Here is a 20,635-nt window from a genome sequence, read left to right as displayed (position 1 = left end):
TCTTATGAAAATAGCAGTTGTAGGCACCGGCTACGTCGGTTTGGTAACGGGCACGTGTTTTGCCGAAGTTGGCATCGAGGTGACGTGTATTGATATCGACCATAAAAAAATCGAGAATCTACACCAAGGCATTTTGCCGATTTACGAGCCGGGCCTGGAAGAAATGGTTACCCGCAACGTGGAAAAAGGGCGGTTGCACTTCTCTACCAATCTGGCCGAAGCAATCAAAGACTGTGACGTGGCCTTCATTGCGGTGGGTACGCCTCCCGGCGAAGACGGCTCGGCCGACCTGAAATACGTGCTGGCCGTGGCCCGCGGTATTGGCGAGAGCATGAATAGCTACGGTGTCATCGTCACGAAGAGCACGGTGCCCGTGGGCACAGCCGCTAAGGTGCGCGTCGAAATCGAGCAGGCCCTGGCCAAGCGCGGGGCCAACGTCGAGTTCGACGTGGCTTCCAACCCCGAATTCCTGAAAGAAGGCGCGGCCATCGACGACTTCCTCAAGCCCGACCGCATCGTGGTCGGCATCGCCTCGGAGCGCGCCGAAGAGGTGATGACCAAGCTCTACAAGCCCTTCCTGCTCAACGGCCACCCGATTATCTTCATGGATATCCCGTCGGCCGAAATGACGAAATACGCGGCTAACTCCATGTTGGCCACCAAAATCAGCTTCATGAACGACGTGGCCAACCTGTGCGAAATCATGGGGGCCGACGTAAACATGGTGCGCCGGGGCATCGGCTCCGATGCCCGCATCGGCACCAAGTTTATCTATCCCGGCATCGGCTACGGGGGGTCGTGCTTCCCCAAGGACGTGAAGGCGCTCATCAAAACCGCCCAAGAAAACGGCTACGACATGCAGGTGCTCCGCGCCGTGGAAAGCGTGAACGAAGACCAGAAATCGGTGCTCTTCAACAAAGTCAGCAAGCACTTCGGCGGCGACCTGCGCGGCCTGAAAATCGCCGTGTGGGGCCTGTCCTTCAAGCCCAAAACCGATGACATGCGTGAGGCCCCCTCGCTGGTCATCATCGAGAAGCTGCTGGCCGCCGGCTGCACCGTCACCGCCTACGACCCCGTGGCCATGCCCGAAGCCAAGCACTCGCTCGGCGACAGCATCAGCTACGCCAAAGACGAGTTTGCGGCCCTGATTGACGCCGATGCCCTGCTCATCGTCACGGAATGGCCCGATTTCCGCTCCCCCAATTTTGACGTTGTGGGCCGCCTGATGAAGCAGAAAGTTGTTTTCGACGGCCGTAACATCTACGATGTGAAGGAGTTGAAAGAGCTTGGCTTCGTGTACCACTGCATCGGCATCAAAACCGACCACAAGGAGCCGGCCGCCTAATTTTTTGAAAAGAGTGTCATACGGAGCGTAGCGAAGCATGACGTTCTAATGACCCAATACCGATACTATGACCAATACTTCCGAAGAAAAAAAGCGCGTCCTCATCACCGGCGGGGCCGGTTTTCTGGGCTCGCACCTCTGCGACCGGTTCCTGAAAGAGGGCTACCACGTGGTGGCGATGGACAACCTGATTACGGGTTCCATCCAGAACATTGAGCACCTGTTTGGCCGGCCCGATTTTGAGTTTCATCAGGCCGATGTGAGCAAGTTCGTGTTCGTGCCCGGCAAGCTGGATTACATCCTGCACTTCGCCTCGCCAGCCTCGCCCATCGACTACCTCAAAATTCCGATTCAGACCCTGAAAGTGGGCTCGCTCGGCACGCACAACCTGCTGGGCCTGGCCCGCGTGAAAGGTGCCCGCATGCTGATTGCCAGCACCTCGGAGGTGTACGGCGACCCCGAAATCCACCCCCAGGTGGAAGAGTATTTCGGCAACGTGAACCCCGTGGGCCCGCGTGGCTGCTACGACGAGGCCAAGCGCTTCCAGGAGGCCATCACTATGGCCTACCACAACCATCACGGCCTGGAAACGCGCATTATCCGCATTTTCAACACCTATGGCCCGCGGATGCGCTTGGACGACGGCCGCGTACTGCCGGCTTTCCTCTCGCAGGCTCTGCGCGGCGAGAACCTGACCGTGTTCGGCGACGGCTCGCAGACCCGCTCGTTCTGCTATGTGGACGACCTGGTGGAAGGTATTTATCGTCTGCTGCTCAGTGACTACCACCTGCCCGTGAACATTGGTAACCCGTCGGAAATCACCATCAAGGAGTTTGGTGAAGAAATCGCGCGCCTCACCGGCGTCGAATTCAAGCCGACCTACCAGGCCCTGCCCGAAAACGACCCCATGAAGCGCCGCCCGGATATCACCAAAGCCAAGGAAATCCTGGGCTGGGAGCCCAAGGTGGACCGCGCTGAAGGCCTGCGTCGCACGCTGGAGTATTTCAAAGAACACGTCAAATAGCTTCCGATGGCCGATTATCCTGCCCCACACCTTATCGAGTTCCCCAGGCTGGGGGCACCGGGCATTGGCTACATTTCCGTGGGCGAAAACGCCAAAGACCCGCTGCCCTTTGCGGTGCAGCGGGTCTTCTGGACGTACTACACCCCAGAAAGCATCGTGCGGGGCCGCCACGCCCATCATCGCACCGAGCAGCTTTTGTTTGCCGTGGCGGGCCGAATCACCGTCACCACGGAAACGGCCACCGGTGATATTCAGATTTTCCGCCTCGAAGACCCTAACGTGGGACTTTATGTACCGCCTTCGGCTTGGCATACCATGCAGTACTCGCATACCGCGGTGCAGTTGGTGCTGGCCTCGCAGGCTTATGCTGAGGAAGATTATATCCGCGAATACGCCGCCTTTCGGGAGCGATGGGCGCAACAAACCTGAGCCGCTTACGGCTGGCTCAGGTCTGGCCAACCGAAGTTGACGCGAAGCCAATGGCTGAAACGGAGCCCCGTGCCCGCACTGCCGGCCCAAAGCCCTGCTGATAACCGTTCTGGGTATTATTCCCGCCTCGACTAGTTACAGGGTGCGTTGCTGGCCGTGGCCGACACCATTCGCGCATTCTAACATTCTAATCAGCTTTCCTTCTTTTCATTTCAAAGCTCCGGCTGAGCGTACCCACCCGTGCGGCCCAGCGGCAATTCTATCCAATCAATCCATGCCCAAGCTCTCCGTCATCGTTCCCTGCTATTTTAACGAGGATAACATTCCGGTGACGACCCGCGAACTTGTGGCGAACGAAGCGAATTTCCCGCCCGAAGTCACGTTCGAATACGTTTTCGTGAACGACGGTTCCGGCGACGACACCCTCGGTGCGCTACGCCGGGCGCAGGCCCTGTATCCCGGCCGCATTCGCATCGTGGATTTAGCGGGTAACGTGGGCTCCTACAATGCCATCGTGGCCGGCATGGCCCATGCCACCGGCGACTGCCTATCCGTCATCACCGCTGACCTGCAGGACCCACCCGAGCTGATGGTGCAGATGTACGGCTATTGGCAACAAGGCATTAAGCTGGTCATCGGCAACCGCCAGGACCGCGAAGAGAAAGGCCTTTCCGTAGCCATGGCCAAGCTGTTTCACTGGCTGATGAAGAACCTGGCCCTGCGCAACATCCCTGACGGTGGCTTCGATTTCGTGTTCTTTGACCGGCAGGTAGCCACCGAGGTGCTGAAGCTACACGAGCGCAACTCCAATGTGTTCTACCTCATGGTGTGGTTGGGCTTTGCCTATGTCAACATTCCCTACACCCGCCGCAAGCGGGAAATCGGGAAGTCGCGCTGGACGCTAAACAAGAAAATCAAGCTACTCATCGACTCGCTGATGGCCTTTTCCTTTGTGCCCATCCGCGCCATTTCGGTGCTGGGCCTGGGGCTGGGCCTCATTGCCCTCCTGTACGGTGTGTATGTGATTGCCCTCAAGGTGGCCCGCCCCGATGAGCCCGCCGGGTGGACCACGCTTATGGTGGTTATGCTGTTCGTGTCAGCTTTTCAGATGATTGCGCTGGGCGTAATTGGCGAGTACGTATGGCGCGGGCTGGATGCAGCCAGGAAGCGGCCACTGTACGTGGTTCGCGAAATATTCGACTGATATTATGGTCTGATTAGCACAATAATACTGCCTGAATCTGCCTTTTCAAGAATCATCCTGTCAGTCCTATCTAGGTGCGGCTACCAATGCCACGAACGCCTTAAGCAAAGCGGTCTGAAGCAACATCAATTTCCTGCGACAAGCCGCTGTTTTTTTATTTCTGCTCACTCAATCGGCCCAACAATACATGGCCCATTGACGGGTGCCGCCAAGGTGGGAGAATCGTATAAATGCAATTGGTTGGAGCGGGGCTGCTATCTTTGCAGCTTCGATAGTCGCCTTCCGCCTGCTTTATGACCGTTCCGTTTCTGTCTTTTGCTCCTCAACACAATCCCATTCGCTCAGAAGTGCTGGGTGCTATTGCTGATGTTTACGATAAGCAATGGTACGTGCTTGGCGAGCAGGTGAAAGCCTTTGAGGCCGAATACAGCACCTTCAACCACGTAGCCCATACCATCGGGGTAGCCAATGGCCTCGATGCCCTGCATCTGGCCCTGGAAGCCTTGGGTGTACAGCCCGGCGACGAAGTTATTGTCCCCAGCAACACCTACATCGCGACCTGGCTGGCCATCTCCTTCGTGGGCGGCGTCCCCGTGCCTGTCGAACCCAATCCCGACACGTACAACATTGACCCGGCCCGTATCGAAGCCGCGCTCACGTCGCGCACCAAGGGCATTATGCCGGTCCATCTGTATGGACAAGCCTGCGAAATGGGCCCCATCATGGATATTGCCCGCAAACACGGCCTGTGGGTAGTGGAGGACAATGCCCAGTCGCAGGGCGCCGCGTGGGAGGGAGGCCTGACCGGCAGCTTCGGCGCCGTGAACGGTACCAGCTTCTACCCCGGCAAAAACTTGGGGGCCCTCGGCGATGCCGGGGCTGTGACCACCAATGATGCCGACCTGGCCCACAAAGTGCAGGTGCTGCGCAACTACGGCTCGCAGCAGAAATACTACAACGAAGTAATCGGCCATAATTCGCGGCTCGATGAGCTACAAGCGGCTGTCCTGCGGGTTAAGCTCAACTATTTGCCGGAATGGACTGCCCAGCGGCAAAACGTTGCCCAACTCTACAACCAGCACCTTGCCGGAATAGCTGACTTGCAGCTGCCCGCAACTGCTCCCGGGGCCACGCACGTGTACCATCTGTATGTGGTGCGGACCACTCAACGGGCAGCTTTGCAGCAATACCTGACGGAGCAGGGAATCGGCACGCTCATTCATTACCCTATCCCGCCCCACCAGCAGCAGGCTTATGCTCATCTGGCAATTCCGGTGGGCACTTATCCGCTGGCGGAAGAACTGGCGGCGACGTGTTTGAGCTTGCCCATGTGGCCCGGAATGACGGAGGAGCACGTTTTGGCGGTAGCCAAGGCCATCCGAAGCTTTTTAGGCGATAGAGGGTAACCTTGCTTTTACACAACTGCTCAATGCTAAACCCGCACCTGATAGAGTTTCCTAAAATGGGCAACCCAGAGATTGGCTACATCTCTGTTGTTGAGCAAAATACCCTGGTTCCCTTTGAGGTGAAGCGGCTTTTCTGGACGTATTACACTCCGGAAAGCATCGTCCGTGGCCGGCACGCGCATCATAAAACCGAGCAAGTGCTGATTGCCGTTGCCGGGCGCATTACCGTCACCACGGAGCTGAGCGATGGCACCATTCAGATATTCCGCCTGGAAAATCCCAATGTAGGGCTTTACGTGCCCCCCCACGCCTGGCATACCATGCAGTACTCGCATGCGGCTGTTCAGCTTGTCCTAGCTTCCGACGTTTATAACGAGGATGATTACATTCGTAGTTATACCGATTTCAAAGAAATATGGCAGAGCAAATAAATGTTGTGCCAAGGCCGGATTTAATTGAGGAAAGAGCGGAAGCATTGGGCCTGTATTCGCCTACCAGCTTCCTGCGGCATATCCCACTTGCCATCCAACAAGAGCAATATGGCACCGGGGCGGCCCAGCGTTTCGGAACAGGCACCGGGGAAGAGGTATTGCCAATGGCTGATGCGGCTGCCGGACAGTGGCTGGTACAACACTTGGCCTGGGACACGGCGTTTTTTGGGGTCGATACCTACCGATTATTCACAGGGCTGTTTGCCACGGCTACTTCCCCTGATGCCTTAGCCCAGGCGGCACGCGAGCTGCGAGCCGAACTTGCGCAGCGCGGCGCATACTATGCTTTCAGCATCGTACCAGCCGAGGATATTCAGCTAATCCAAGCACTGACCCAGGGCGGATGGGGGCTGATTGAAACCAGGTTAAATTTTTATCGTCCCACGGCTGAACCCTTGCCGGTGCCACCGGCTTTGGTGCGGGCCGCCCGCCCCGACGAGGCCAGTCATCTCGGCCGGGTATCGGCCCAAGCCCGTAACGACTACGACCGTTTCCATGCCGACCCTTGGTTTGGCGAAGAACGGGCGGCCGCAATGCTCACCCGCTATGCTGAGGCCGCTGTGGCGGGCACGTACGCCGATACAGTGCTGGTGCCCGCTGAAGACGACTTAGTGGTCGACTCCTTTCTGGCAATCGGAGACACCGCGCCGGACCCTCTCATCGCCGATAGTGGCTACTCCCGGGTGCTGCTCACTGCGGTAGGCCCCGAGAACCGGGGCTGGCATGTGAAGCTGGTAGCCGAAACCGTCCGTCGGGCCGCCACCAATCAGTTATCCAATGTCCTGATGACTACCCAGGCAACGAACCGGGCAGTGTTCCGCACCTGCGAAAAGCTGGGTTTTCGGCTTGGCAATACGACCCATGTGTTTGCTTGTTATTCATAATAAATGGTTAGCTGTGCCAAAATAGTTATCTGTACCAAATAGGTATAATCTATTCAACGTACTGCTTTTAAATATTTAATTAGAAAAAATAATACGCTGGGCATGTTTTCATGATGCCTTTCTAGTCTTGGAAACCCAGTATTACTGAAACTTAAATAAAACTACTCAAACAGGATGTATACTCCCTCTCTGGTTACTATCGGAATAGCATCTTACAACAATGCTCATTATATTGAGCAGATGCTGGATAGTGTTCGTAATCAGACGCATCCATTGGTTGAACTGGTTGTAGTGGATGATTGTTCTACTGATAAATCGGTTGAAGTAATTACCAATTGGTTAGCCCGTACTAATTACCCGGCCACTTTTATTCGGCACGAGCGCAACCAAGGCATCGTCAGAACCTTCAGCGAGTGCCGGACTCATGCCCACGGCGAGTACGTGAGCTGGGTGGGGTCAGACGATGTACTGCACCCCACTATGGTGGCCGAAACCGTAGCCGAGTTTGAACGCCAGGGCACGGACTGCGGAGCCGTATATGGTGATTGTGAGATTATCGACTCCACAGGGAAAGTGATTGCACCCAGCTTTCTGCAATTTTTTGACCCTTCCTTCGCCGATAACCCACCCCAAGGCAACCTCATCGTCCCCCTGCTAAAGGGGTTTTATGTGCCCGCACTCACCACCACCATTCGCCATAGTGCGCTGGATAAGGTAGGGGAATACGATTTGTCGCTCTACTCGGAAGACCTTGATATGTGGTTGCGACTGTCCCGGCACTTTCGCTTTGCCTACCTGCCAGGTAGTCTGGGGGGGTATCGGGTGCACAACGCTTCCGCGATTCATACCAACCGGGTAGCCTTGAACGAGACATACTTCCGCATCTACAACAAAGCTTACTTCGAGGGGGATTCCGAATGGGCCGCCGCCCGCCACAATCTGGCCGACCAGGCCGAACACTATTACGCCAGCGTAGGCCCTGCAGCCCGAGAAAAACTATGGTATGCCTTTCGCGAATCAAAGAGCAATAAGATAGGAGTATTCTGGGTCCTGGCCCGTTTGGGAATAAGTTACAAAGTGATACGCCAACTGTTGGCCCTTAAGCCTCGGATATAAAAGAATGCAGGCTGAGCAGTTATTTGAAGTGCTGATGAGTGGCGCAGGAAGTTTTGTCGCTGATGCTGAAGTGTCAGCAATGGTGATTACAGTAGAATAGTCGGGAGAATCGGTGACGAGGACCATTTCTCTAGTTCAAAAAACTCGATTGAGTGCTCTGCTTGTCCAGTCGTCCAGAAGCAAGGCTGTGGCGTGGAAGGCCGCATCATGCTTGCGTGGTTTGTCTGGTATTGCCCTGTCTTTCGAACGTAAGGAAAGTTGCGACTCCATTCTATCCCGCTTTGACCGGCCACTTCAGATATACCATCCGGAGTACACTGGTAAGCATGTATTACCTTCGAGGGTACTATGTGATTCAATGTCTTGAATCGACTTTCTGTTTATGATAAATGTTACAAAAGCATATTTGCCGCCGCTTGCAGAATACTCCCAATACTTAGAAGGCATTTGGGAAAGAGGGTGGCTTACTAACAACGGGCCTTTGGTACAGCAACTTGAAACCGACTTGAATCAGTACCTGGATGGCTCACAGGTTCAATTCCTGTCTAATGGCACAATTGCTTTGCAAATTGCCATCAAAGCGCTGGATTTATCGGGAGAGATTATCACCACTCCGTTTTCTTACGTTGCCACAACAACTGCTATACTTTGGGAGAACTGCGAGCCTGTATTCGTAGATATCGAAGACCAGACCTTTTGCATAGATGCTGCTAAAATTGAAGCCGCAATTACCCCCCGCACTACAGCAATTCTGGCTACGCACGTGTACGGATACCCCTGCGATGTGCTGGCAATAGAGTCTATTGCCCAACGTCATAACCTGAAAGTGATTTACGATGGTGCCCACGCCTTTGGGGTGCGCGTGCATGGCCGCCCACTTCTTAGCTACGGCGATTTGGCTACTTGTAGCTTCCATGCCACCAAGCTTTTTCATACTGTAGAGGGCGGTGCTATCGTGATGAACGACGAAGAGCTGGCACGCAACGTATGGCTCTACAAGTCGTTTGGGCACATTGGCGATGAGTATTTTACCTTGGGGGTGAATGGCAAAAACTCTGAATTCCATGCTGCGATGGGCCTCTGTAATCTGCCACGAGTATCGGAATTTATTCGCCAGCGCCAGCAGCTAGCCACTATCTACACCTCCGAACTGGCCGGTTTGGGCTTGCAATATCCCGCGCCGGCCGAGCCGAGCCTGGAATATAATTACGCTTACTTCCCCATTGTATTTGCCAGCGAATCCCAGATGCATCAGGTGAAAGAGTATCTCCTGAGCCACGAAATCAGTACGCGCCGCTACTTTTTCCCTTCACTCAATAAGCTGCCGTACCACACCGGAGCCGATTGCCCCATTTCCGAAGATATCAGCCGGCGCGTGCTGTGCCTGCCATTCTATCAGGACCTGGCACCCGCAGATGTCCGGCGCATTGCCCAACTTATCCAAGCAGCCTGCCGATGAATCTCGTCATTATGCAGCCTTACTTGTTTCCATACGTGGGCTACTTTCAATTGCTGACAGCTGCCGACCGTTTTGTCGTGTATGATGATGTGCAGTTTATTAAGGGCGGATGGATAAATCGTAATCAACTGTTAGTCAATGGCCAGCCGTGGATGTTCACCGTGCCGCTTGACCAGCCTAGCCCCAATCGACTAATTCGGGACATTGAATTGCGGCCACGCGACCTGTGGCAGCCAAAGTTATTGCAAACCATAAGTCAGAACTATCGGCGGGCCCCTCACTACGAACCGGTCTTTGAACTGATTAAACAAATATTTGAGGCCGATGCCCGTACCATCGCCGATTTAGTTCGTAATAGCCTACAGCAAATAGTGCAATATCTAAACCTGCCCGTGCAACTCATTCCAAGCTCTGATATTTACAATAATGCCCACCTTCGCGCGCAAGCGCGGGTAGTCGATATCTGCCAGCAGGAAGGGGCAACCTGCTACATCAACGCAATGGGTGGGCGCGCGCTCTATGATGGGGAAACATTTCAACAAGCGGGCATTTCCCTCAAATTTATTCAACCCGAGTTGCCGCCCTATCCACAGCAAGTGAAAAATGGTGAATTCGTGCCCGGGCTTTCAATAGTCGATGCGTTGATGCATAACTCTAAACCTGAGATTCATAGCCTTCTTCAGAGCTATTCTCTTCGAGCAGCGGAAGGATAGTATGTATATTAATTGTGTTAAATTGCAAATGCAATCAGCATTTGCAATTTGCAATCATAGTTGGGATACTAGATTGTGGATAGCGTGATTTTTTAAATTTTTTTATATGATAGGCTACTATTCCGATGCGGAACTGCGTGAATTAGGTTTTGCTGCCGTAGGGGAGCATGTACTTATCTCCAAAACGGCTACTATCTATAATTTGAGTAATATTAGCATTGGGAATAATGTTCGGATTGATAATTTTTGTGTCATTGCACCATCGGGGACAGGGAAATTAGTTATTGGTAATAATTCGCAGATTTCAGCATTCAATTTCATTAATGGGATGGGTGATATTATTCTCTCAGATTATTTCACCACGGCCCCTTATGTAAGCATATTCACCTCATCTGATGATTATAGCGGTAAGCATTTAGCGAACGCAACTATACCACGCGAGTTACTGGGTACAATAACTGCCCCTGTTATTGCGGGGAAGCATGTACTTATTGGCACAGGCTCTACCGTTTTGCCAGGAGTTACCCTCGCAGAAGGCACTGCAGTTGGGGCTCATTCTCTCGTGGCACATGATACCGCCGCTTTTACATTAGTAGGTGGTGTTCCCGCTCGTAAAATACGAGACCGTAGCCGTCATTTGCTAGAACTTGAATCAATTTTTATTAATGGAACCTACCGTTAGCGTTTGCATGATTACTTATATGCATGAAGCATATATTGGAAAAGCAATTGAATCTGTTCTTGGGCAAAAGACGAATTTTCAAGTAGAATTAGTGGTGGGCGAAGACGCCTCGTCTGACAATACCAGAGGGATAATTGAGGATTATGTTCGGCGTTATCCTAAGCGTATTCGGTTAATCCCAAAAGGGCCTAATGTGGGTCCGCAGCAGAACTTTACGAGAACATTCTTAGCTTGTAAAGGTAAGTATATTGCTATGCTAGAGGGAGATGATTGCTGGACGGTACCGCATAAACTCCAGAAACAGGTCGATTTTTTAGAGAATAATCCCGATTATGCTGTAAGTGCCCACAATCTCAGTGTAATCAATGCTGCTGGTAAGGCCATCAATGATTTAATACGTCCTGAAAAAATCCCGACAACTTATACGCTGGAAAACCTGGCTATTGCTAATGTGTTATTAACTGCTTCCTGCATTTATCGTAATACTTTCACTGCCGGGCCAAATCCTACTGGATTACCTGATTGGTTCGTGCATACTAAAATAGGGGACTATTGCTTGCACATGCTCGCTGCACGGCACGGGAAAGTCATGTATTTCCCAGACGTAATGGGGGCTTATCGTATTCATGATGGAGGAATTTGGACTCGTCAAGACGATTCTGGCCGGGTTATCATGTATTTTGAAGCTATTTATTACTTGCGAAAAGAATTTAAAGGCGAAGTGAAGCAGAAATTACTTAAGCAACTACTTGATTGTTTGCAAATGTTGTCCAGAATGGACGCGATTCGTCTTGATAGCTTTCTGCTGGAATACAAGACACAGATGCTTGACCTGATAATGGAAGATTATTCGCTGGTAATGAAACAATTATTGCACTCGCCGCAGCATTTATCGACAGCCCGATATAGCTGGATAAAACAAATAAGATATTCGGGGCAACGCATTATTAATTGGTATAAACATCATTAATTCACGTAAAAAAGCGTAGGAAAAGCAGCGTGGATTTGATGCGAATTGTAAACGATTGTATCTGACATTTGCACTTCTACCAAATTTGACCCAGCCGAGCTTTGGGTGACCTGCTGAAATATGCATATCAATACGTAGCGGCACTCATCGCGTAATAGCAGTTGAAACATATATCTCATGCCTGAAATTTCTCGTACCAAATCTGCTTTCTGGGGAATAATATCTACCCAGGCATTCACCATTATTTCGATGGTGGTGTCTATCGTCAGCACTCCTCTGATGGTGCGGTATCTGGATAAAGATGCCTATGGGCTATCCATTATTTTCTTTCAAATAATCAACTATCTGGCCCTGTTTGATTTTGGGCTGTCGACGGCCGTAATCCGCAACCTTGCTTTGCATCGGGGCGATGACGACCACAACCGGCTGATGGTGAACAAAATCATGTCGACGGGGGTGCTGGTGGCGGCGGCTTTTGGGCTACTGGTGACGGTGATAGGCATTTGCTTTGCGCCATTGCTGCCCCATGTTTACCACCTGCGTGCCGACCTAGCTGCCCCGGCTATTCCCATTGTGATTACCCTGAGCTTGCTGGTGGGCGGGCAGTTTATCCAGCGGGGGCTGGGAGGCATTTTCTTCGCCCATCATCGGCAGACGCTGATTGCTACGCCCAACTTTGTGGTGAGCTTGCTCACTACCGGCCTCACGCTGCTGTTGCTCTCACGCGGGGTGGGCCTCTGGACGTTTGTGTACGCTAACGTTTTTCAGATGCTGACCAGCTTTGCCATGCAACTGGTACTGCTACACATGTATTATCCGGAACTGCGCATCCGGCCGCGCTTTTACGATAAGGAACTGACCAAATCCATGCTCGACTATGGGTTTTTTATGTTCCTGCAGGGGCTGGCCACGCAGGTGATTTTGTACACCGACCGCCTGGTAATTGGCAAAGTATTGTCGCTGGCACTGGTAGCGGTGTTCTCGCTCACGGTGCGTATTCCGGAAGTGGGCATGAGTCTGCTGGGGCGCATCACTGAAAACTCACTCCCGGCGGTAGCCGAAATTGTGGTGCACGAAGGGCCGGCCCGGGCCCGGCTCTATTTCCACCGCATGATGCTGCTGATTGTGGCGCTGAGCATGATGGCCTTCTGGCTGATGCTGGCGTTGGATGAATGGTTTATCCGGCTCTGGGTGGGGGCCGATTTCTTTGCCGGGCAGCAGGTGCTGGTGCTGGCCCTCATCATCATGGTGCAGCAAACTATTACCCGCACGGGGGCCTTTTTCCTCAATGCCAAAGGCATTGCCCGCGCCTTGAGCTTCGTGGCAATGGTCGAAGCCGCGCTCAATCTGGCGCTATCCATTGGGCTGGGATACAAGATGGGGATGAGCGGGATTCTGCTCGGCACCATTCTGGCCTCGCTGCTTACATCGTTCTGGTACGTGCCTTATCTGCTTTATAAGCATCTGGACATTGCGCCCATGGACTCGGTGGTGCGGCCAATTATCTGGCCGGTATTGGGCATTAGCCTTGCCGGAACGGGCGTATATCTGCTGGTGCAATTGGTGGCCCGGCAGCCGGCGTTCAATCACTGGCTGTGGTTTGCGCCGGCCGGCGTGGTCGCCACGGGCATCATGGCGGCATTTGTGTGGCTACTGTACCTGCGTGTGCCCCTGGGTGAATACATCCCCGAACGTTTCCGGCGTTATTTGTTTATTAATTCCTAATCTGCTCACCCTGTTTAGGCCTTCGCTTCAGCTCTATGACCACTAGTACCAACTTTTTCACTAAAGCTACCCGCTCCTTTCTTTGGCGTACTGGTTTGGGGCAGTACATCGCTGCTCGCTACTGGAAAAATCGGGAGCAGGGGGATGGATTCCGTTTCTTATTCCGTCAGACCGACGATGTATTCGCCGGCATGCCAACGCAATTCACGGACCCCGGCTTTAGCGAGTTTATTGCGAAGGACACCAAACGGTGGACGATGCAGGAAAGCACGATTGTGGAAGTGACGGATGTGCTATTGGAGCCCGAGCGTTTGCTGGGGAGCCGGGAAGGCCGCCAGCTAGTGGAGCAAACCATTGTGTATAAGCACGACCGGCAATATCCGTTCATATTGCCCAATTTGCTGCGCCCGGCTAAGTGCACCAGCTTTGATGTGGCTATTTGGTACGACGGGTCGGCAACACGTAATTATTACCACCACTTCGTGGACGCCTTGAGCAGCCTGCAACTGCTGGAACAGAGTGGTTTGCCAGCGGATACGCCGTTGCTTATTACCCGGCAGATGTATGAAATGGATTTTTTCCAGTATCTGTATCGGCGCAGCCCCGAAATGCAGAAGCTAAACTGGTATGTGGTAGGCCCTAAGGAGTGGGTGAAGGTAAAAAAGCTGTACAAGTTTAATACCGCCGCCTTCAGCCCCGCATCGTGGCGCAACATGCGGGCGCTCTATAATTTGCCAAACAATGCACCGTGGCGCAAGGTATTTCTCAACCGCGACCGGCGGCGCTATGGCCGCTACCTCGACAACGAAGACGAAGTAGTGGCCATGCTTAAGCGCCACGGTTTCGAAGAAGTCTTTGCGGAGAACCTGAATATTGAGCAACAGGCGGCCCTCTTTCAGGAAACCAAGTATTTGGTAGCCCTGACCGGGGCTGGCCTGATTCAACAGTTTTTCATGACTTACGCGCAAGGGCATGTGATTGAAATTATGCCCCGCAATCGCCTGATGCCGGAATACTACTGGCAAGCCCATACCCTGGGCATGCATTACTACGACGTGGTGGTCGGTGGCAACATGCGGGCGGGTAAGGAGTACCCGGTAGAGGTAAACATGCTCGAAATAGCCGTGGTCCGAATGCTGGAAAACCAGTCGGCCGGCCGTAATTATGGCCTCACGCATTTGCCGGCTGCCACCCCAAATAATTGATGATGAATATTCTGGTTGCCGTTGAGGAGTTTCGTATTGGAGGTGCCCAAACCTTTGCCTTACGTCTGGCTCAGGCCCTGCACGAGGCCGGAAACAAGGTGTATTTATACAACATGTACTGGCAGTACACGGAGCACGATTTGGTTAAGCGCCTGGCCCCGGATGTGGAGTTGCTGCAGTACCAGCCGGCCAACGAAAAGCTGGATTTGTTGATTTCCCGCGCCGACGATTGGTTCCAGCGCAAGGGCTGGGCGGTAAGCCTGCGCAAACGGGTGCTGCTAAAACACTTGCGCGAGGTTATCCGGACCCGGAAAATTGACGTTGTCAGCAGCAATACCTTCAAGTGCGACCATTTGCAGGCGCAGGCGCTCCAGGCGTTTCCGCGTGTGCCGCTGGTGGTGACCATGCACGGTGATTACGAACAGTTCCTGGTTTTTTACCGGCAACAGCAGCAGTACGCCATTCCCAACTACCCGCAAAAGCTGGCAGAAACCATTGCCCGCATCAACGGCATCGCGTATTTGTCGGAGCAAAATTTGGAGGTAATTCAGCCCGCCGCCGGCATTGGCCCCGCCACCCACATTCAGGTACGCCGGATTTACAATGGCATGGAAGGCCGCTTCTCCAGCGAAGCCGCCAGCTACACTCGCGCGGCGCTGGGCATTGGCCCCGACGAACTGGTGTTTGGTATGGTGGCGCGCGGCGTGCCGGAAAAGGGTTGGGAGCCCGTTATCAGTGCTTTTCAGCAGCTGCGCGCCACCGTGCCACGCCCCATGAAACTGGTGCTGGTGGGGGCCAGTGCGTTCCTCGACCAGCTCCGGGCCACCCATGCTGCCGACGAGGACCTGCGCTTCCTGGGTTTCGTGAACAACCCCGTCGATTGTGCCGCCGCTTTCGATGTGGGCATTCTGGCCTCGTCCCTGAAAGAAAGCCTGCCCAATTCCATCGCGGAGTACCTGTTCTGCGGCAAAGCCGTGATATCCACCAATGTGGGCGAAATTGAGCAGATGATTCGCACTGATGATGGCCAGGAAGCGGGGCTACTCACCGATTTCCCCGCGCAGGGGCTGGCCGATGTCCAGCAGCTATACCAGGCCATGAAGCGCTACGCTACGGAGCCGGACCTGCTGCTCCGGCACCAGGCCCTGGCCCCCCAGGCTTTCGCCAAGTTTGACATGAGCCGCTGCGTGGCCTCTTACATGAGCTTGTACCAGGATTGCGCTAAAGCAATAGTTCCGCACGAATAATATCTGCTGAAAAGCATTCGAAAAACCAATATGAGCTGTTGCAGAGCAGCTGTCACTGGGATATTTGGTCGGCAAAGGTCCGCGGGCGTACTCCATTTATCCGCTGCACGTCCTCATCGATATTTCCTGCGAGTTTGTGCTGATAAAAATTATTCCGCCCACCACCACGGCGAATAAGCTCCTCATCACGGGCCTGTCGGTTGCGGTTGCCTTGGCCGGAGCCTACCTGTTCTATCGTTTTGTAGAGCAGCCCTTCATGCGGCTGGCCTCCAAAAAATCGGCATGAGGCAGCGCCTGTAGCCTTAGGTGAATGCGTGATATCCTTGCCCCGTCCCCCGGCGCAGTGGGCTGTCGGGGCGGGTAATGCGTATGCCATGGCTGCGCCGGATAAGCTTCCTCCGGCTGCTAGCCCACCGGCTCCACTATGATACACGGCATTATTCCTACGGCGCTGCGCAGCGTGGCTTACTACGTGGGGCCGAAACAGCGCCGGCAGGCGGCGGTGCAGTTTGGGCTGCTACTGGTTTCGTCGGTGCTGGATGTGTTCGGACTGGCCTCGCTGGTGCCGGTGTTGCTGGTGGCGGCCCAGCCGGGCGGGGTGCGGCAAAGCCCTTTTTTCTTCGCCATCTACCAATACGCAGGGTTCGGCTCGGAGCGCACCTTTCTGGTGGCGCTGATAGCGGGGCTGCTGGCTTTTTTCCTGCTCAAAAACCTCTTTAGCACCTGGGTCAATTACATCCAGGCCCGGTTTACGGCGGCGGTGGGCCTGGAAATTATTCAAAGCCAACTGCGCAAATACCTGCACCTGCCGTTCTGGTATTTAACCGATTTTGGCTCGGCCAACTTGATAAACAGCGCCGTGCAGGTGCCCAGTACCTACGTGAGTGGGGTAGTGCGGCCCTTGTTCACCTTCTTCTCGGAGCTGACCGTGGTGCTGGTGATTGGCGTGGGCATTTTGCTGTATAAGCCAATTCTGCTGGTTATTCTGCTGCTGGTGCTGGCCCCGGCTGCGCTGCTCACCTACCGCGCCCTGCGCACCCGGTCGCGCCGCATCGGCAACGAGCTGAATGAATTACGGCCGGCATCGTTCAGCATCATTCAGGACTTATTTGCGGGCTTTGTCGAGTTGAAGCTGGCCGGCCGCCAGGGCCAGTTTGCTGAGCGCCTGCTACGGAACCAGGCCGCCGTGCAGGCCCTCGATGCCGAAGCATACCTGTACGCGCTACTGCCCGTGCGCGTCATCGAAATGGTGGCCATTATGGGGGTGCTCACCATTTTCCTGTATTCGTTGTATGGCCCGGTGGGGAGCGGGGGGCTGCTGGCGTTGGTGGGCACGTTTGCGGCGGCCGCCTACCGCCTCATGCCTTCGGTCAACCGCATGTTCACCGCCGTGGTGCTCATCAAGCAGAACCAGTATGCGCTCGAAAACCTGGAATTGTTTCGGGGGGCGGCGTTTGACGAAACCCCGCCCGCCGTGCAATTGCCGCTGCCTTTCCGTCGTGAGCTGGTGCTGGACGATGTTTCCTTCACCTTTCCGGACCAGTCCGCCGCTGAAGTGCCGGTGTTGCAACACATCAGCCTGCGCATTGGGAGGGGCGAAAAAATTGGATTTGTCGGCTCGTCTGGCTCGGGCAAAACTACGCTTATGAACGTGTTGCTGCGCTTCTACCGCGAGCAACACGGGCGGGTGCTGGTAGACGGGCAGGCCCTGACGCCGCAGCACTTGCAGGCCTGGTACGAACTGGTGGGCTACGTTCGGCAGGACACCTTTCTGATGGAAGCATCCATTCAGGACAACGTGACGCTGGGCGCGCCCGCCCACGAGGTCGATGCCGAGCGGCTGCGCTATGCCATTGCGCAGGCCTCGCTGGCAGATTTCGTGGCGGCTTTGCCCCGGGGCTTGGCCACCCTCATCGGCGAGCGGGGGGCGAAGCTTTCGGGCGGGCAGCGGCAGCGCATCGGCATTGCGCGGGCTTTGTATAAACAGGCCGAAATCTTACTGCTCGACGAAGCCACCAGTGCCCTCGACAACGAAACCGAACGCGAAGTGAACGAGGCCATTACGCACCTAGCTCACACCGACATGACCATTCTTATCATTGCCCACCGTCTGACCACTCTGCGGGAGTGCGACCGCATATACGACATGCGCCAGGGGCGCATCGTGGGCGTGCATCGGTACGATGAGCTGCCGCATTCGGGGTGAAGCCTGTTGCGGGGTTAACTTTGCTCCGCGCCAAACCGGCCTGCCACGTGCCAAACAGGCGCGGCGTAAAATTGGCTAAGCCGCATTTATTCGGGCCGTTTTCGTCCCGAAGCAGGTGGGCGCATTTACTTAATATGGCAAACACAATCCGCACGAAAATCCTGTTGTTGATACCGAATCTGGGGCTGGGCGGCGCCCAGCGCGTCTTTCACGACCACAGCGTAGAGCTGGCCCGGCACTACGCCGTCACGGAGGCCGTATTCAACCTGGAGGGCGGCGACCTGTACCCCAGCGGCAACCCCGTGGTGAGCCTCGACGTGAGCGGGGGAGGGGGGGCACTGGCCAAAATCCAGAACTTCCGGCGACGCATCAGCGGGCTGCGCCAGCTGCGCGAGCGCCTGCAGCCGGCCGTGGTCATCAGCCACCTGGAAGGGGCCGACTACGTGAACCTGCTGAGCGGCGGCCCCGGCAAAACCATCCTCTGCGTGCACGGCTCCAAGCTGCACGATGCCAACATTCGGGGGCCGGTGGGCTGGCTGCGCAAAAACGTGCTCATCCCCGCCCTCTACAACCGGGCCGACCGCATCGTGACCGTCAGCCGCGACATTATTCCGGAGCTGGTCAACGGCTTTGGTGTGAAGCCCGCCAAGTTGCTGACGATTAATAATTTCTTTGAAGTGGCCGAGATTGAGGCCAAAAGCCGGGAGTCCCTGTCGGCTGCCGAGGCGGCGGTATATGCCGCTGCCCCGGTGCTGGTAACCTCGGGCCGCCTCACGCTGCAAAAGAACCAAGGCCCCCTGCTCGATGCCTTCGCCGAATTGCGCCGCCGCCAGCCCGTTAAGCTCGTCTTTGTGGGCGATGGCGAGCTGCGCGACCAGCTCACTACCCGCGCCCGGGCGCTGGGCCTGCGCGTGTACGCCGCCTGGGAAAGTCCAACCCCGCTCACGCCCGACTACGACGTGTACTTCCTGGGCTTGCAGCAAAATCCCTTCAAGTACCTGCGGCCCGCCACGGCCTTCGTGTTTCCCTCGTCCTGGGAAGGCTTCCCCATGGCCCTGGGCGAAGCCATGATTTGCGGCCTGCCGGTGCTGAGCACCGACTGCCCCACCGGCCCCCGCGAAATGCTGGCCCCGGCCACCGAAGCCCCCGCCACCGCCCTGCGCCAAGCCGAGCGCGGAGCCTTTGGCCTGCTGCTGCCCATGCTCACGCAGCCCGCCACGCTCGCAGCCGACCAGGCCGTGTGGACCGAAACCATGGCCGCCCTGCTCGCCGATGCCCCCGAACAGCAGCGCCTGGGCCAGCTGGCCCGCGAGCGCATGCAGGACTTCACGCGGGAGCGCATTTTTGGACAGTGGGTGCAATTGGTGGAGGAGATGAGCCGTGGATAAGTCATCGCCGCTGGTGCTGGTCATCGACAATTCCCGTGCGGTGACCGGCGCGCTCAATGCCATGCGCCATGCCACCGGGCCCTTGCGGCCGGGGCTGCGCTTTGAGTACGTGCTGCCCACCGGCAGCACCGGCCGGCCCGTGCTGGAAGCCGACGGCTACGTGGTGCACGAGCTGCCATTTGTGGAAATCAGCCGCCGCAAGGCCGATTTATTGAAATACGTGCCGTTGCTGCTGCTCAACGGCTGGCGGCTTCATCGGCTGGCCCAAAAGCGGGGCGCACGCTTGGTGCATCTCAACGATTTCTACAATCTCACGGGCTACGTGGCGCGGTTTTTTAGCTTGGGACAGCTGCAGGTGCTCACCCACGTGCGGTTTTTGCCCCAGACCCTGCCGCAGCCACTAGCCCGCACCTGGCGCTGGCTGGCCGAGCATGCCGCCCAGCAAGTGCTATGCGTGTCGGAAGCCGTGCGGAGCTATTTTGCGCCGGCTCATGCCGGGGTGCGCACCGTGTATGACCCTTTGCCCGCGCGTGGGGAGGAGCTGCCACCGTACGCAGTAGCTGCCGGAAGCGACGGCCCGGTGCGGCTGCTATATCTCAGCAACTACATCCGGGGCAAGGGCCAGAACTTTGCGTTGGAGGCCTTTGGGCAGGCGTATGCCCGCAACCCGAACCTTCGCCTGCACTTTGTGGGCGGCGATATGGGCATGGTGAAAAACCAGGAATTCCGACAGGAACTCGAAGCTGCTGCCCGGGCCGCTGGCCTGGCCGAAGTAGTGCATTTCGACGGGTTCGCGGCCAATACGGAGGCCGCTATGAAGGCGCACGACATCGTACTGAATTTCTCGGAAGCCGAGTCTTTTTCCCTCACCTGTCTTGATGCGCTCTATTATGGGGTGCCACTCATTGCCACCGATTGCGGGGGGCCTGCCGAGCTGTTTGAAAACGGGAAATCAGGGCTGCTGGTGCCAAACCGCGCCGTGCCGGCAATGGCCGAAGCCATCGTAGCCCTGGCCGGCAATGAGGCGTTGCGGCAGCAATTCTCGGCGGCCAGCCGTTTATTCGTCCGGCAGAAATTTGCCCCGGCCCATACGTATGAGCGGCTGGACGCGTGCTACCGTCAGGTGCTGGCGCGCCCCTAA

19 protein-coding genes are annotated in these 20,635 nt (G+C 55.6%); all 19 read left to right on the top strand.

The features are described from left to right. The first annotated feature begins 4 nt into the window (after positions 1-4). Complete coding sequence (locus ACYU70_RS08785) at positions 5-1,345, top strand: UDP-glucose dehydrogenase family protein (protein WP_342299557.1); 1,341 nt, start codon at positions 5-7, stop codon at positions 1,343-1,345. Positions 1,346-1,412: 67 nt separating this feature from the next. Further along, positions 1,413-2,369, top strand: coding sequence for a UDP-glucuronic acid decarboxylase family protein (locus ACYU70_RS08780; RefSeq protein WP_198066916.1), 957 nt, complete (start codon positions 1,413-1,415; stop codon positions 2,367-2,369). Positions 2,370-2,375: 6 nt separating this feature from the next. Next, positions 2,376-2,798 carry a sugar 3,4-ketoisomerase gene (locus ACYU70_RS08775; RefSeq protein WP_342299559.1) on the top strand — a complete coding sequence of 141 codons (423 nt, stop codon included), beginning with the start codon at positions 2,376-2,378 and terminating at the stop codon, positions 2,796-2,798. A gap of 274 nt (positions 2,799-3,072) precedes the next feature. Then, a complete protein-coding gene (locus ACYU70_RS08770; RefSeq protein ID WP_342299560.1) occupies positions 3,073-4,002 on the top strand; it encodes a glycosyltransferase family 2 protein in 930 nt (309 codons plus the stop codon). A 293-nt stretch (positions 4,003-4,295) separates the two neighbouring features. Further along, a complete protein-coding gene (locus tag ACYU70_RS08765; RefSeq protein ID WP_342299562.1) occupies positions 4,296-5,408 on the top strand; it encodes a DegT/DnrJ/EryC1/StrS family aminotransferase in 1,113 nt (370 codons plus the stop codon). 23 nt (positions 5,409-5,431) lie between these two features. Next, positions 5,432-5,839, top strand: coding sequence for a sugar 3,4-ketoisomerase (locus tag ACYU70_RS08760; RefSeq protein WP_342299564.1), 408 nt, complete (start codon positions 5,432-5,434; stop codon positions 5,837-5,839). 164 nt (positions 5,840-6,003) lie between these two features. Continuing rightward, positions 6,004-6,783 carry a GNAT family protein gene (locus ACYU70_RS08755; RefSeq protein WP_342299565.1) on the top strand — a complete coding sequence of 260 codons (780 nt, stop codon included), beginning with the start codon at positions 6,004-6,006 and terminating at the stop codon, positions 6,781-6,783. 174 nt (positions 6,784-6,957) lie between these two features. Beyond that, positions 6,958-7,899 (top strand): glycosyltransferase, encoded by a 942-nt coding sequence (locus ACYU70_RS08750; RefSeq protein WP_342299567.1) that lies wholly within the window; start codon positions 6,958-6,960, stop codon positions 7,897-7,899. A 382-nt stretch (positions 7,900-8,281) separates the two neighbouring features. Further along, a complete protein-coding gene (locus ACYU70_RS08745) occupies positions 8,282-9,358 on the top strand; it encodes a DegT/DnrJ/EryC1/StrS family aminotransferase (RefSeq protein ID WP_342299568.1) in 1,077 nt (358 codons plus the stop codon). Continuing rightward, positions 9,355-10,071, top strand: a complete 717-nt coding sequence (locus ACYU70_RS08740) for a WbqC family protein (RefSeq protein ID WP_342299570.1) — start codon at positions 9,355-9,357, stop codon at positions 10,069-10,071. Before ACYU70_RS08745 ends, ACYU70_RS08740 begins: the two co-directional genes overlap by 4 nt. A 106-nt stretch (positions 10,072-10,177) precedes the next feature. After that, positions 10,178-10,753 (top strand): acyltransferase, encoded by a 576-nt coding sequence (locus tag ACYU70_RS08735; RefSeq protein ID WP_342299573.1) that lies wholly within the window; start codon positions 10,178-10,180, stop codon positions 10,751-10,753. A gap of 7 nt (positions 10,754-10,760) precedes the next feature. Further along, positions 10,761-11,723 carry a glycosyltransferase family protein gene (locus ACYU70_RS08730; RefSeq protein ID WP_460615962.1) on the top strand — a complete coding sequence of 321 codons (963 nt, stop codon included), beginning with the start codon at positions 10,761-10,763 and terminating at the stop codon, positions 11,721-11,723. A 177-nt stretch (positions 11,724-11,900) separates the two neighbouring features. Beyond that, complete coding sequence (locus ACYU70_RS08725) at positions 11,901-13,448, top strand: lipopolysaccharide biosynthesis protein (protein ID WP_342299577.1); 1,548 nt, start codon at positions 11,901-11,903, stop codon at positions 13,446-13,448. A 191-nt stretch (positions 13,449-13,639) separates the two neighbouring features. Next, positions 13,640-14,653 (top strand): glycosyltransferase family 61 protein, encoded by a 1,014-nt coding sequence (locus ACYU70_RS08720; RefSeq protein WP_342299579.1) that lies wholly within the window; start codon positions 13,640-13,642, stop codon positions 14,651-14,653. A 2-nt stretch (positions 14,654-14,655) separates the two neighbouring features. Continuing rightward, positions 14,656-15,900, top strand: a complete 1,245-nt coding sequence (locus ACYU70_RS08715; protein ID WP_460615961.1) for a glycosyltransferase family 4 protein — start codon at positions 14,656-14,658, stop codon at positions 15,898-15,900. A gap of 64 nt (positions 15,901-15,964) precedes the next feature. Further along, a complete protein-coding gene (locus ACYU70_RS08710) occupies positions 15,965-16,186 on the top strand; it encodes a hypothetical protein (protein WP_342301201.1) in 222 nt (73 codons plus the stop codon). 138 nt (positions 16,187-16,324) lie between these two features. Then, positions 16,325-18,106 carry an ABC transporter ATP-binding protein gene (locus tag ACYU70_RS08705; RefSeq protein ID WP_342301199.1) on the top strand — a complete coding sequence of 594 codons (1,782 nt, stop codon included), beginning with the start codon at positions 16,325-16,327 and terminating at the stop codon, positions 18,104-18,106. Positions 18,107-18,240: 134 nt separating this feature from the next. After that, positions 18,241-19,494: a glycosyltransferase gene (locus tag ACYU70_RS08700; protein ID WP_342301197.1), complete on the top strand. Its 1,254-nt coding sequence runs from the start codon at positions 18,241-18,243 to the stop codon at positions 19,492-19,494. Next, positions 19,487-20,635, top strand: coding sequence for a glycosyltransferase family 4 protein (locus ACYU70_RS08695; RefSeq protein ID WP_342301195.1), 1,149 nt, complete (start codon positions 19,487-19,489; stop codon positions 20,633-20,635). The genes ACYU70_RS08700 and ACYU70_RS08695 overlap by 8 nt, the downstream gene beginning before the upstream one ends.

The organism is Hymenobacter segetis (assembly GCF_054776495.1).
This window is presented reverse-complemented; position numbering and strand designations above follow the sequence as displayed.

Coding starts and splice junctions, on each gene's coding strand:
- ACYU70_RS08785 (WP_342299557.1), top strand. CDS start 5: ATGAAAATAGCAGTTGTAGGCACCGGCTACGTCGGTTTGGTAACGGGC.
- ACYU70_RS08780 (WP_198066916.1), top strand. CDS start 1,413: ATGACCAATACTTCCGAAGAAAAAAAGCGCGTCCTCATCACCGGCGGG.
- ACYU70_RS08775 (WP_342299559.1), top strand. CDS start 2,376: ATGGCCGATTATCCTGCCCCACACCTTATCGAGTTCCCCAGGCTGGGG.
- ACYU70_RS08770 (WP_342299560.1), top strand. CDS start 3,073: ATGCCCAAGCTCTCCGTCATCGTTCCCTGCTATTTTAACGAGGATAAC.
- ACYU70_RS08765 (WP_342299562.1), top strand. CDS start 4,296: ATGACCGTTCCGTTTCTGTCTTTTGCTCCTCAACACAATCCCATTCGC.
- ACYU70_RS08760 (WP_342299564.1), top strand. CDS start 5,432: ATGCTAAACCCGCACCTGATAGAGTTTCCTAAAATGGGCAACCCAGAG.
- ACYU70_RS08755 (WP_342299565.1), top strand. CDS start 6,004: ATGGCTGATGCGGCTGCCGGACAGTGGCTGGTACAACACTTGGCCTGG.
- ACYU70_RS08750 (WP_342299567.1), top strand. CDS start 6,958: ATGTATACTCCCTCTCTGGTTACTATCGGAATAGCATCTTACAACAAT.
- ACYU70_RS08745 (WP_342299568.1), top strand. CDS start 8,282: ATGATAAATGTTACAAAAGCATATTTGCCGCCGCTTGCAGAATACTCC.
- ACYU70_RS08740 (WP_342299570.1), top strand. CDS start 9,355: ATGAATCTCGTCATTATGCAGCCTTACTTGTTTCCATACGTGGGCTAC.
- ACYU70_RS08735 (WP_342299573.1), top strand. CDS start 10,178: ATGATAGGCTACTATTCCGATGCGGAACTGCGTGAATTAGGTTTTGCT.
- ACYU70_RS08730 (WP_460615962.1), top strand. CDS start 10,761: ATGATTACTTATATGCATGAAGCATATATTGGAAAAGCAATTGAATCT.
- ACYU70_RS08725 (WP_342299577.1), top strand. CDS start 11,901: ATGCCTGAAATTTCTCGTACCAAATCTGCTTTCTGGGGAATAATATCT.
- ACYU70_RS08720 (WP_342299579.1), top strand. CDS start 13,640: ATGCCAACGCAATTCACGGACCCCGGCTTTAGCGAGTTTATTGCGAAG.
- ACYU70_RS08715 (WP_460615961.1), top strand. CDS start 14,656: ATGAATATTCTGGTTGCCGTTGAGGAGTTTCGTATTGGAGGTGCCCAA.
- ACYU70_RS08705 (WP_342301199.1), top strand. CDS start 16,325: ATGATACACGGCATTATTCCTACGGCGCTGCGCAGCGTGGCTTACTAC.
- ACYU70_RS08700 (WP_342301197.1), top strand. CDS start 18,241: ATGGCAAACACAATCCGCACGAAAATCCTGTTGTTGATACCGAATCTG.